Source organism: Flavobacterium sp. (genome assembly GCF_040402955.1).
Lineage (GTDB): Bacteria > Bacteroidota > Bacteroidia > Flavobacteriales > Flavobacteriaceae > Flavobacterium.
Genome location: NZ_JBBALQ010000006.1, coordinates 28,243 through 41,751, shown reverse-complemented (window position 1 = coordinate 41,751; position 13,509 = coordinate 28,243). Strand labels below are relative to the sequence as shown.

Genomic DNA, 13,509 nt, shown 5'->3' with positions numbered 1-13,509 from the left:
TAAAACAATTAACCTTAATTAAACAAAATTTTACAATCTCGTTGTTACTTTTTTAACCATGCTTTCTTTCCATTCTCTGAAAGTTCCTGCTAAAATTTGTTTTCTTGCTTCGCGAACTAACCACATATAAAATCCAAGATTATGAATAGTTGCAATTTGTTTTCCTAAAAATTCATTTGCAATAAATAAATGTCGCAAATAGGCTTTCGAATAATCTGTATCAACATAAGTGTGCGCCATCGCATCTATTGAAGAAAAATCTTCTTCCCATTTCTTATTTTTGATATTGATAAATCCTTCAGATGTAAACAACATGCCATTTCGAGCATTTCTTGTTGGCATTACACAATCAAACATATCAATACCTAACGCAATATTCTCTAAAATATTGGCTGGCGTGCCTACTCCCATCAAATAACGCGGTTTGTCTTTTGGTAAAATAGCAGTCACCACTTCTGTCATCGCATACATTTCTTCCGCTGGTTCACCTACTGATAGTCCTCCAATCGCATTACCAACTTGATTTCTACTTGCAATGAATTCAGCTGATTGCTGACGTAAGTCTTTATAGGTACTTCCTTGAACAATAGGAAAAAAAGCTTGCGAATAATCGTATTTAAAAGGTAATGTATCTAAATGATTAATGCATCTATCCAACCAACGATGTGTCATATGCATAGAACGTTGTGCATATTTGTAATCACAAGGGTACGGCGTGCATTCATCAAAAGCCATAATAATATCAGCACCAATTGTACGTTGGGTTTCCATTACATTTTCTGGTGAAAAAAAGTGATAAGAACCATCTAAGTGCGATTTAAACTTTACACCTTCTTCTTTGATTTTTCGTCGACCTGATAATGAATAAACTTGGTAACCACCAGAATCGGTTAAGATATTTCTATCCCAATTCATAAATTTATGCAAACCACCAGCTTTTTCTAACACGTCTAATTTAGGTCTTAAATATAAATGATAAGTATTTCCTAATATAATATCTGGATTAATATCGTTTTTCAATTCACGTTGGTGCACGCCTTTTACAGAAGCTACTGTCCCAACAGGCATAAAAATTGGTGTTTCAATTACACCGTGATCAGTTGTTATAAGTCCAGCTCTTGCTTGGCTTTGAGCATCTGTTTTTAATAAATCGAATTTCATTATACTATTTTAAAGGGCAAATATAATTTAAAAGATTAGAAGATAGAAGTTAGCAACTGGAAGTTTTTACAACTTTATAATAAAATTAACGCTTACCTATATTTAATGAAATAATTAATTTGCAGAATTGAAAAATAGTATTACTTTTGCATCCACTTTAATCAACCTCTGGCGAAAGACGTGTATGTTGCTTAGATTTAATGATTTATATAAACAATTATGTCAAATTTACTTGATTTCGTTCAAAACGAATTAGTATCGAAAAAAGACTTTCCTAACTTTAGCGCAGGAGACACTATTACTGTGTACTACGAAATTAAAGAGGGTGAAAAAACAAGAACTCAGTTTTTCAAAGGAGTTGTAATTCAAAAAAGAGGATCATCTTCTACTGAAACATTTACAATCCGTAAAATGTCTGGAGCAATTGGTGTAGAACGTATCTTCCCAGTTAATATGCCAGCTTTACAAAAAATTGAAATGAACCAAAAAGGTAAAGTACGTAGAGCAAGAATTTACTACTTTAGAGAACTTACTGGTAAAAAAGCAAAAATCAAAGAAAGAAGAGGTTAATCTTCTTATTTGTATTCATAAAGAAATCCCGATTGTATCGGGATTTTTTTTTATCCTTATTTTTTAAGTCAAAAATTATTAAATCTGTAATTTTTAAGGCTAAAATTATCAATTTCGAAATTGTATTATTTTTTGTTGTTTACGAATTAAAATACCTCTAAATTTCTTATATTTGCTAACCTTAATTTAGAAATAAATAAACTATATAAATCATGTCGAAAATTTTTTATACTATAACAGATGAAGCGCCGATGTTAGCCACTCATTCGTTTCTACCAATAATTAAAGCATTTACAAAGACAGCAAATATTAAAGTAGAAACAAGAGATATCTCATTAGCAGGAAGAATTTTATCTAACTTTCCTGAATATTTGAAAGACGACCAAAAAGTAGCTGATAATTTATCCGAATTAGGACAATTAGCTACAACGCCAGAAGCAAATATCATAAAATTACCAAACGTTTCTGCTTCCATTCCTCAATTAAAAGAAGCTATTTCAGAATTGCAATCACATGGTTATGCTATTCCTGATTTTGTAGAAGAACCTCAGAACGAAACAGAAAAAGAAATAAAAGCAAAATATTCAAAAGTACTTGGTTCTGCAGTAAATCCTGTTTTACGTGAAGGAAATTCAGACAGACGTGCACCAAAAGCCGTTAAGAATTACGCCAAACAAAACCCACATTCCATGGGAACTTGGAGTGCTGATTCTAAAACGGAAGTCGCACACATGAATGAAGGTGATTTTTACGGAACTGAAACTTCTACAACCATTGAAAATGATTCGAAATTCAGAATTGTATTTGAAGGAAATGATGGTAATACAACTGTATTAAAAGATTTTTCTAATTTAAAAGCTGGAGAAATCATTGATAGTTCAATAATGAATTTAAAAGCTTTAAAAGAATATTCAAAGAAAACAATTGCATACGCAAAAGAAAAAAACGTAATGCTTTCTGCTCATTTGAAAGCTACAATGATGAAAATTTCGGATCCAATTATTTTCGGTGCTATTGTTGAAACCTATTTTGAAGCCGTTTATACCAAATATTCTGACTTATTCAAATCTTTAGACATTCATCCGAATAATGGTTTGCAAGATTTGTACAATAAAATTGCTGGAATTTCTGAAGAAGAAGCTATTAAACAAGACCTTGCCGCTGCTTTAACAATCGGACCAAAAGTAGCTATGGTAAATTCTGATAAAGGAATTACTAATTTTCACGTTTCTTCTGATATTATTGTAGATGCTTCTATGGCAGCTTTAGCAAGAAGTGGTGGGAAAATGTGGAATACAGATGGGAAAGAAGAAGATACTATTACAATGATTCCAGATCGTTCGTATGCTGGTTTTTATACTGCCGTTATTGACGATATGAAAAAGTATGGTGCTTTAGACCCAAGAACAATGGGTTCTGTGCCAAATGTTGGATTAATGGCTCAAAAAGCAGAGGAATATGGCTCGCACGACAAAACGTTCCAATTATCTGCACCCGGAATTGTAAAAGTGGAAAATGAAAACGGAGCGATATTGCTTTCTCAAAAAGTATCAGTTGGAGATATTTTCAGAATGTGTCAAACCAAAGATGCACCAATTCAAGATTGGGTAAAATTAGCGGTTAATAGAGCCCGTTTATCTGATACTCCAGCTTTATTTTGGCTAGATAAAAATAGAGCTCACGATAGAGAAATTATCAAAAAAGCAGAAAAATACTTAAAAAATTACGATACTACAGGTTTAGATATTCGTATTTTAGATGTTAAAGACGCTATGTCGGAAACATTAAAAAGAATTAGAGAAGGAAAAGACACCATTTCAGTTTCTGGAAATGTGTTACGTGATTATTTAACCGATTTGTTTCCAATTTTAGAATTAGGAACTTCAGCCAAAATGCTTTCTATTGTTCCGTTAATGAATGGTGGTGGTTTATTTGAAACTGGAGCAGGTGGTTCTGCACCAAAACACGTAGAGCAATTTATTGATGAAGGCTACTTACGTTGGGATTCATTAGGTGAAATTTTAGCTTTAGGCGTTTCTTTAGAGCATTTAGGTCAAACGTTGAATAATGAAAAAGCGTTGATTTTATCTGAAACCTTAGACCAAGCAACAGAAAAATTCTTGGCCAATGATAAATCTCCAGCTCGTAAAATAGGACAATTAGATAATAGAGGTTCTCATTTTTATATTGCTTTATATTGGGCACAGGCTTTAGCTTCGCAAGATAAAAACGATGAATTAAAAACCTACTTCATGCCTATTGCAGGAGAATTAAAAGCAAACGAAGCAAAAATTGACACGGAATTAATTGAAGCACAGGGTAAAAAACAAGAAATAGGTGGTTATTATCAGCCAAATGAAAGTTTGTTAAGCAAAGCCATGCGACCAAGTGCCACATTAAATAATATAATAAATAAAATGTAAATTTCGTTTACAAAGTAATTAAAGGCGATGTAATTTCTTTATATCGCCTTTTTTAATTAACGTCTACTTAACAAATGTTTTGCAATATTTTTACGAAATTTGCATCAAACCTTGAAACAAATAAAATGAAAAAAAACAACTTTTTAACACTCTTATTTTTCTTTCTTTTTGCATCTGCCTTTTCGCAAGATAAAGTAACTTTAAGCGGTATAGTAAAAGATCAAAAATCCAATGAAACTTTAATTGGTGTTACAATTTCTTTTCAAAATAAAACAACCACAAGAACTTCTTTAACCAATGAATACGGGTTTTATTCCATTTCTTTGCCTAAAGGCGAATACAAAATCGTTATTAATTCTTTAAGTTTCGATGGTTTTTCGGAAGTAATTACTTTAGATACTAATACTAAAAAAGATTTATTTTTGATTGAAAAATCAAATGAGATTGAACAAGTAATAGTTCTTGGAAATTCAAAAAAACTACAAATTGACAAACCAGAAATGAGTGTCAATAAACTTACTATTTCGCAAATAAAAGCAATGCCTGCAATTTTAGGTGAAGTGGATGTAATAAAGTCGATTTTAACTTTACCAGGCGTTACAAATGCAGGTGAAGGACAATCTGGATTTAACGTTCGCGGTGGTGCAGCAGATCAAAATTTAATATTATTAGATGAAGCTACTATTTATAATTCCTCGCATTTATTCGGTTTTTTCTCTGTTTTCAATGCTGATGCCATTAAAGATTTAAAACTATATAAGGGTGGAATTCCTGCAAGATTTGGCGGAAGAGTGGCTTCTGTTTTAGATATTTATCAGAAAGAAGGTAACAGTAAAAAATTCGGAATGACGGGAGGAATTGGTCTAATTTCAAGTAGAATATTAGCCGAAGGACCAATCGTAAAAGACAAAGGCTCTTTCTTAATAGCTGGGAGAAGCAGCTATGCACATTTATTTTTGAAACTAGCTGACAATAATAATTCGGCTTATTTTTATGATTTAAACACAAAAATAAATTACAAATTGAACGAAAATAACAACTTATTTTTATCAGGTTATTTTGGAAGAGATTTATTCAGCATAAACAAACAATTTATAAACACCTATGGAAATTCTGTTTTAAATGTACGTTGGAATCACTTATTTAACGATAAATTATTCTCAAATGCTTCGTTTATTTATAGTGATTATTACTATGGTTTAACACTAGATTTTATTGGATTCAACTGGGAAAGTGGCATAAAAAATTACAATTTTAAATATGATTTTAAACATTATATTTCGGATAGTTTTAAATTATTTTATGGAGCAAATGCCATTTATTATGATTTCAATCCAGGAAGAATTGAGCCAATAGATGCAAATTCGAGTATTAATGAAAAACAACTTGCCAAAAAACACGCCTTTGAACCTGCTTTTTATATTGATGCAGAACAAAAATTAACGGATAAATTGTCAGTAAATTACGGATTAAGATATAGTATGTTTTATAGATTAGGCGAACAAACCATTAACATATATGCAAATAACCAACCCGTAACTTATGATGCAGATTTGGGTATTTACGAAAAAGCGACTCCGATTAATACAAAATATTATGGGAAGAACGAAACCATTGCCAGTTTTGATAATTTAGAACCTCGAATTGCTTTGGCGTATACTTTTGACGACAACCAATCTGTGAAAGCGAGTTACAATAGAATGAGTCAGTATTTGCATTTAATTTCTAATACACAATCGCCTACGCCATTAGATATATGGACACCGAGTGATAACTTCTTAAAACCTCAAATTTTAGATCAGTTTGCTCTAGGATATTTTAAAAATTTAAAAAATGGCGACTATACTTTAGAGGTAGAATCGTTTTACAAAACTGTAAAAAACAGATTAGATTATATAGATGGCGCCGACCTAATTGCTAACGAAGCAATTGAACAAGTATTGCTTGCAGGAAAAACACGAGCTTATGGACTAGAAATTATGGCAAAGAAAAACGTAGGGAAACTTTCAGGTTGGATTTCATATACGCTTTCACGTTCGGAGCAACTAACTGCAGGACGGATACCTATAGAATCTGGAATAAATAATGGTAATTGGTATAAAACAGGTTGGGACAAAATGCATAATATTTATGTTACTGGAATGTATAAATTAAATGAAAAGTGGAGTTTTGGAAGTATTTTCACCTATCAAACGGGGCAACCGGTTACTTTTCCAACGGCACAATACCAATATCAAGGCATCAATGTTCCCGTATATGGAAATAGAAATCAAGATAATTTACCCGCTTATCATCGTATTGATGTTTCTGCTACCTTAAATCCAACCAAAAATAAAGGCAGAAATTGGCAAGGTGAATGGGTTTTTTCAGTATATAATTTATACGGTAGAAAAAATGCAGCGTCTATAAATTTCAGACAAAATCAAGACAGCGGATTGAATGAAGCTGTAAAACTTTCTATTTTTGGAATCGTACCAAGTGTAACTTATAATTTTAAATTTTAAAACAATGAAAAATAATATAAAATATTTCATTTTAGCAATTGGTTTAATTCTATTTGGTTGCGAAGAAGTAGTTGATGTAGATTTAAATAATAGCGAACCAAAATTGGTTATTGATGCTTCCATTAAATGGGAAAAAGGTACGCCTGGTAATGAGCAATCTATAAAAATAACAACTACTGCTGATTATTTCAACAACGTTGTGCCTGTTGTAAATGGGGCAATTGTAAGAATAACAGATTCAAATAACATTATTTTTAATTTCTTAGAAGTTGGCACAACTGGAATTTATAAATGTACTAATTTTACTCCTGTATTAAATGGGGTTTACACACTGGCGGTAATTCATAACGGACAAACATATGTTGCCACAGACAAATTATATCCAGTTCCTACAATCACTTCAATCGAACAAAATTTAAACGGAATTACTGGAAATGAAATAGAATTAAAATTTAATTTTCAGGATAACGGATCAGAATCTAATTTCTATTTAGAAGAATACAAAGTGCCGTATAGACCGTTCCCGCTTTTAGGTGCTTTTAATGATGAATTTGAAAATGGAAACCAAATGTTTTCATTACTAATTGATGAAAATTTAACACCTGCTCAAAATATTAAATTTACATTACACGGAGTTTCTGAACGTTACTATAATTTTATGAGTATTTTAATAAGTATTTCTGGAGGATTAAGTAATGGTCCTTTTAGCACGCCTCCAGCTACTGTTAAAGGAAATATTATCAATCAAACTAATAGCACTAATTATCCGTTAGGTTATTTTAGATTGTCAGAAGTGGATGTGAGAAATTATACAATTCAATAGCAAAATCATCATTAGTTTTTAAACGCAGATTTAAGAAATTATATTAAATTTTATAATTTCTTAAATCAATTAAAAACAATAACTTTGGAGTCATTATAAATTTACAAACAAGAAAAACTTAAAACCCGAAACCTGAAACAAAACTAACATGTCTTCACATCATATTGTTCGCGACGACCAAGAACCCGCATTAATTATTGCAAATGGGTTGGCTTGTAATACTGAACTTTTAGGACAACTTTTAGAATGGTCGCCATTGGTAATTGTTTTAGATGCGGCTATAGAACGTGTTTTGGAATTAGGCATAAAAGTAGATGTTTTATTAGGTGATTTTGATAGAAATTTTGATGCCCAATTTTACAAAGAAAATCATTATCCAATTGAAATTATTCATACACCAGATCAAAATAAAACTGATTTAGAAAAAGCATTTGAATTTTTAATACAAAAAGGCCACAAAGCTACAAATGTAATTTGGGCGACTGGCAAACGAGCAGATCATACTTTAAATAATTTTTCAACTCTTGCTTCGTATAGAAATCAATTAAAAATTGTTTTATTTGATGACCATTCAAAAGTATTTCTATTACCTAATTCCTTTAAAAAATGGTACCCTAAAAATGCTATAATTTCATTAATTCCATTAGGAAAAGTAGAAAATATTTGTACCGAAAATCTATTTTACAAATTGCAAAATGAAAGTTTAGAATTAGGATATAGAACAGGAAGTAGCAATCACGTTAGCGAAGACGGAATAATTACAATCACTCACGAAAAAGGTAATTTATTATTAATAGAAAGTTTTGACTAAAATGAAGAATTATGTATTAACTGAATTCGAACATATAAAAGGTATCGGTTCTGCTTCTGGATTAATATATTATCAAAATGTACTTTTTATTATTTCAGACAACAGTACTTTTTTATATCAATATGTAATAAACAAAAAATTAGTTCTTAAATTTCCTTTAGTAGATAATCCACAAGAAAATATTCCCAAAAAAAATAAATTAGATTTAGAAGCTTTGACTCATTTTGGAAATCAAATTTTTATTTTTGGTTCTGGTTCAACGGCACAACGAAATACTATGTTTTCTTTAAATATAGAAACTGATGCTTTACAAAAAAATGATTTGTCTGTATTGTATGATTTTTTAAGAAAATTAGCTTCATTAAACGAAGATGAACTTAATATAGAAGGTGCAATTTGTGCAAATAAAACCATGTTGCTTTTTCAAAGAGGCAATGGAAAAAACTGCAAAAATGGAATATTTATTGTTCCTGTTACTACCTCACTTTCAAAACAGTATGTGGCCATCAAATTACCAAAAATTAAAAACGTTGAAGTCTCATTTACAGATGCTATTTTAGTAGATCAATTCATTTATTTTTTAGCAACTGCAGAAGATACTGTTTCAACTTATGAAGACGGTGAGATATTAGGTTCGCTTATTGGAAAAATGAAAAGTGATACATTTGAAATTATAGAAACACAAATTATATCAAATACACAAAAATTTGAAGGCATTACATTATACGAAAACAAAGATACAGAAATTCATTTTTTACTTTGCGAAGACAATGATACAGAAATTTTAGAATCAAAAATTTATAAATTAACCCTAAAAAAATAATTATGAATCCAATTTTTAATCAAAATATTTTTCTTGTAAAAGAACAAATAGGTATGTTTAAAGCATCCAATAACTATGATATTTTTAATCCAGAAAACAATGAATTAGTATTAACATGTAGGGAACCAAATTTGGGCTTTTTTACAAAACTATTTCGTTTTACAGATTACAAAAGAATGACACCATTTGATATAGAAATTAGAACCGCAACTGGCGAATTAACCATTCAAATTAAAAGAGGCGTAACAATTTTTCGTTCCGATATTGATGTTTTTGATGGTGGTGGAAGAAAAATCGGCGTGTTTAAACAGAAATTCTTTTCTTTTGGTGGCAGATTTGAAGTACACGACCATCAAGACAAACATTTATGTACACTTCAAGGTAAATGGACAGGATGGGATTTTAAATTTAATAAAGACAATAAAGAATTGGCTAATGTTTCTAAAAAATGGGCTGGTTTAGGAAAAGAATTTTTTACAAGTGCTGATAATTACGTAATAAATATAACAGATGTAGCCGAAGAGAGCAAACTACGCCCTTTGCTAATTTCAGCAGTAATGTGTATTGATATGGTTTTTAAAGAATAAATTATACAAAAAAATCCCCAACTTTCATTGGGGATTTTTTTATTCAACAGAAGCTGCTTTGTCTTTCATTCCTAGAGTTTCATAACTCAATTTTAAAATTGTTTTCATATCTTGGTTTGCCACATCTAGTTGATGTGCTCTTTCAAAATAGGGTAATGCTTTTAAATACATAGCTTTTCGTTTTGCATTTAGCTCATTATACATTTTTGTATTCTTTAAATTGGCATTAATTTCATCTACAATTTTTGCATCATCAACCAACATTAAGAATCCTACATTATACTGTAATTGTGCATTATTTGGATCTTTTTCTAAAATGCCTTCAATTAATTTTTGATACGTTACAATATCATTATTTCTATAATAAATAGCGGCATGATCCATTTGAATCTGAATATCTTCAGGATTTAATTTAATTGCTTCCAGAAAATCCAATTTTGCTTGTTCATCATTTTTATTGAAAAAAGATAAAGCAAAAATATTTTTAGCAACATTTTCAGGTTTTGCAGCAAATTTCTTCAACCCAACACCATTGAAACCAATGGATTTAATTTCTCTATAATATTTTTCAGCATTTATATAATCTTCGCCCTGCATAGCAGTTATGGCTGCGTTTTCTAAATTAGCTACATCAGCAGGATCAAATTGGAATGTATTATAAAATGCTTTTGATGCCTCTTTATACTTTTTTAAGCCATTAAAATCAAATGCCATTTGTTTAAAAATTGGTTTAAAAATAATAATTGTATTTTTAATATCATCTGTAAATACCTTTTTCTCTTGTTTTGATTCAAAATCAAGGGTTTTACGCATCCCTTCTACCATAGTTGTAAATATTTCGGGTGTAAATATTTTCTGAATCATCAATAGATTAGGATGTGTACTCCTTGGTGACATTTCTACTATAGGCTGCATGGCTTTATAAAAACCTGCTGCTACTTTATCATTTTCGGAAGAAGCAACGGCTTCTAATTTTAAAACGGTTTCTTTGTATTTAGAAAAATCATCAGCAGACAATTTATCTTTATCATACAGTTTTTTTAATGTTTTTAATTCGTCTTTTTGAGCAAATGTAGCTGATGCCACTACTAATAAAACTCCTAATACAATTTTTTTCATTTCGTTAGTTTTTAAGTTAAAAAAAGCCCAACGAATTGGGCTTAAAATTATTCCAATTCTTCGTTGTTGTCTGTTTCAACATCTGAATCATTATTTTCTGGTGTTTCCTCGTCAGAAGTTTCAGCTTCCAATACTTCTATCGGGTTTCCATCTTCATCCAATTCCACTACTTCTTCATCTTCACGTAACACTTTTGTTACCGCTGCGATAGAATCGTTTCCTTTGATGTTGATTAGTCGAACACCTTGAGTTGCTCTTCCCATAACTCGAAGGTCAGAAACCATCATACGAATCGTTAAACCTGATTTATTGATAATCATTAAATCATCATCATCTGTTACGTTATTAATTGCAATTAACGAACCTGTTTTTTCAGTAATATTTAATGTTTTCACACCTTTACCACCACGATTTGTAATTCGGTACACATCTTCACCGTCGTCATCAACTAATTTAGTACGTTTTCCATATCCATTTTCAGTTACAACTAAAATTTGTGTGTCATTAATATCGTCTTTATTAACCGTTACAATTCCAATTACTTCGTCAGCTTGATCTTTTAAAGTAATTCCTCTAACTCCAGAAGCCGTTCTTCCCATTGGGCGGGTTTTAGCTTCTTCAAAACGAACCATTTTACCAGATTTTCCAGCAATTAAAACTTGACTTTCACCATTAGTTAATTTTGCTCCCAATAATTCATCGCCTTCTTTAATAGTAATTGCAGCAACTCCGTTAACACGTGGTTTTGAATACTTCTCTAAAGATGTTTTCTTCACTTGACCTTTCTTGGTTACCATAATTAAGTTATGACTCTTAATATAATCTTGGTCTTTTAGGTCTTGTGTACAAATATATGCAGCAACTTTATCGTCTGGTTCAATATTAATGATGTTTTGAATTGCTCTTCCTTTACTTGCTTTTGTTCCTTCAGGAATTTCGTATACACGCATCCAGAAACATTTTCCTTTTTGAGTAAAGAATAATAAATATTGGTGATTTGTAGCTACAAATAAATGCTCTAAGAAATCTTGATCTCTAGTTCCTGCAGATTTTTGACCTACTCCTCCTCTATTTTGAGTTTTGTATTCTGATAATGAAGTACGTTTGATGTAACCTGCGTGCGAAATAGTAACTACTACATTTTCATCGGCAATTAAATCCTCAATACTTACATCACCTCCAGAATACTCAATTAACGAACGACGAGCATCTCCGTATTTTTCTTTGATTTCAGCTAACTCATCTTTAATGACTTGCATTCTTAATTCTTTACTAGCTAATAATTCTTTCAAGCTAGTAATTAATTTCATGATTTCATCGTATTCACCTCTTAACTTATCTTGCTCTAAACCAGTCAGTTGACGTAGTCTCATTTCAACAATTGCTCTAGATTGTAATTCCGATAAATTAAACCGTTCAATTAATCTGGCTCTTGCTTCTTCTCCATCTTTTGAACCTCTAATAATTTTAATAACCTCATCAATATTATCTGATGCAATAATTAAACCTTCTAAAATATGCGCTCTTTCTTCTGCTTTTCTTAAATCGTATTGGGCACGTCTTACCACTACTTCATGACGGTGTTCCACGAAATAATGAATTAAATCTTTTAAATTTAACATTTGTGGTCTTCCTTTAACCAATGCAATATTATTAACACTGAAAGACGATTGTAGTTGTGTGAATTTATAAAGCGTATTTAACACCACGTTTGGAACCGCATCACGTCTTAATTCATAAACAATTCGCATACCTGTTCTATCCGATTCATCTCTAATAGTAGAAATACCTTCTATTTTTTTATCATTAACCAAATCAGCCGTTTTCTTAATCATGTCGGCTTTGTTAACTTGATATGGAATTTCAGTTACAATAATCGATTCTTTACCATTTACTTCTTCAAACATTGTTTTCGCTCGCATTACAATACGACCTCTACCAGTTTTAAAAGCTTCTTTTACCCCTTCGTAACCATAAATAGTCCCTCCGGTAGGAAAATCGGGTGCTTTTATATATTTTATTAATTCATCAATTTCAATTTCGCTGTTATCAATGTAAGCTAACGTTCCGTCAATTACTTCTGATAAATTGTGTGGTGCCATATTCGTAGCCATACCTACTGCAATACCTGAAGCACCGTTTATTAAAAGCGTTGGTACTTTTGTAGGCAACACTTTAGGTTCTTCTAAAGTATCATCAAAATTCAACTGGAAGTCAACGGTTTCTTTATCAATATCTGCTAACATTTCTTCAGATATTTTTCGCATTCTGGCTTCGGTATAACGCATTGCTGCAGGACTATCTCCATCAACCGAACCAAAGTTACCTTGCCCATCTACCATTAAATAACGTAAACTCCATTCTTGCGCCATACGAACCATAGCGTCATATACTGAAGTATCACCGTGTGGGTGGTATTTACCCAACACTTCTCCAACAATTCTCGCGGATTTTTTATGTGCTCTATTAGAAAAAACGCCTAATTCATACATACCAAATAATACTCTTCTGTGAACTGGTTTTAAGCCGTCTCTTACATCTGGCAATGCTCTTGATACAATAACCGACATCGAATAATCGATGTAGGCTGACTTCATTTCATCTTCAATATTAATAGGTATTAACTTTTCTCCGTCAGTCATAGGTTTTCATTTAATTTTTACTGATTTTTTTTAACGTGCCAATATA

The 13,509-nt window shown here is 31.2% G+C and carries 10 protein-coding genes; 7 read left to right on the top strand and 3 right to left on the bottom strand.

What is annotated here, in order from left to right:
• Window positions 1–30: 30 nt before the first annotated feature.
• The gene (gene tgt, locus ABWP78_RS04675; protein ID WP_353169621.1) at window positions 31–1,161 is read right to left on the bottom strand and encodes a tRNA guanosine(34) transglycosylase Tgt; all 1,131 of its coding nucleotides are present in this window, start codon (window positions 1,159–1,161) and stop codon (window positions 31–33) included.
• Between the two features lie 219 nt (window positions 1,162–1,380).
• On the opposite strand from tgt, the gene rplS reads away from it, so the two are divergent.
• The 7 genes from rplS (at window position 1,381) to ABWP78_RS04640 (ending at window position 9,702) form a co-directional block, all read left to right on the top strand.
• On the top strand, window positions 1,381–1,731 hold the full coding sequence (rplS, locus tag ABWP78_RS04670) for a 50S ribosomal protein L19 (protein ID WP_291242356.1): 351 nt from the start codon (window positions 1,381–1,383) through the stop codon (window positions 1,729–1,731).
• A gap of 212 nt (window positions 1,732–1,943) precedes the next feature.
• Window positions 1,944–4,154, top strand: a complete 2,211-nt coding sequence (locus ABWP78_RS04665; RefSeq protein ID WP_353169620.1) for an NADP-dependent isocitrate dehydrogenase — start codon at window positions 1,944–1,946, stop codon at window positions 4,152–4,154.
• 125 nt (window positions 4,155–4,279) lie between these two features.
• Window positions 4,280–6,658, top strand: coding sequence for a TonB-dependent receptor (locus ABWP78_RS04660; protein WP_353169619.1), 2,379 nt, complete (start codon window positions 4,280–4,282; stop codon window positions 6,656–6,658).
• A gap of 4 nt (window positions 6,659–6,662) precedes the next feature.
• Window positions 6,663–7,481 carry a DUF4249 domain-containing protein gene (locus ABWP78_RS04655; RefSeq protein WP_353169618.1) on the top strand — a complete coding sequence of 273 codons (819 nt, stop codon included), beginning with the start codon at window positions 6,663–6,665 and terminating at the stop codon, window positions 7,479–7,481.
• A gap of 148 nt (window positions 7,482–7,629) precedes the next feature.
• Window positions 7,630–8,292, top strand: a complete 663-nt coding sequence (locus tag ABWP78_RS04650; protein WP_353169617.1) for a thiamine diphosphokinase — start codon at window positions 7,630–7,632, stop codon at window positions 8,290–8,292.
• 1 nt (window position 8,293) lies between these two features.
• Complete coding sequence (locus ABWP78_RS04645; protein ID WP_353169616.1) at window positions 8,294–9,115, top strand: DUF6929 family protein; 822 nt, start codon at window positions 8,294–8,296, stop codon at window positions 9,113–9,115.
• Between the two features lie 2 nt (window positions 9,116–9,117).
• Complete coding sequence (locus tag ABWP78_RS04640; protein WP_353169615.1) at window positions 9,118–9,702, top strand: LURP-one-related family protein; 585 nt, start codon at window positions 9,118–9,120, stop codon at window positions 9,700–9,702.
• Between the two features lie 39 nt (window positions 9,703–9,741).
• On the opposite strand, the gene ABWP78_RS04635 is transcribed toward ABWP78_RS04640, so the two are convergent.
• Both ABWP78_RS04635 and gyrA read right to left on the bottom strand, forming a co-directional pair.
• Window positions 9,742–10,821, bottom strand: a complete 1,080-nt coding sequence (locus ABWP78_RS04635) for a tetratricopeptide repeat protein (RefSeq protein WP_353169613.1) — start codon at window positions 10,819–10,821, stop codon at window positions 9,742–9,744.
• Between the two features lie 47 nt (window positions 10,822–10,868).
• The gene (gene gyrA / locus ABWP78_RS04630) at window positions 10,869–13,463 is read right to left on the bottom strand and encodes a DNA gyrase subunit A (RefSeq protein ID WP_353169612.1); all 2,595 of its coding nucleotides are present in this window, start codon (window positions 13,461–13,463) and stop codon (window positions 10,869–10,871) included.
• Between the last annotated feature and the right edge of the window lie 46 nt (window positions 13,464–13,509).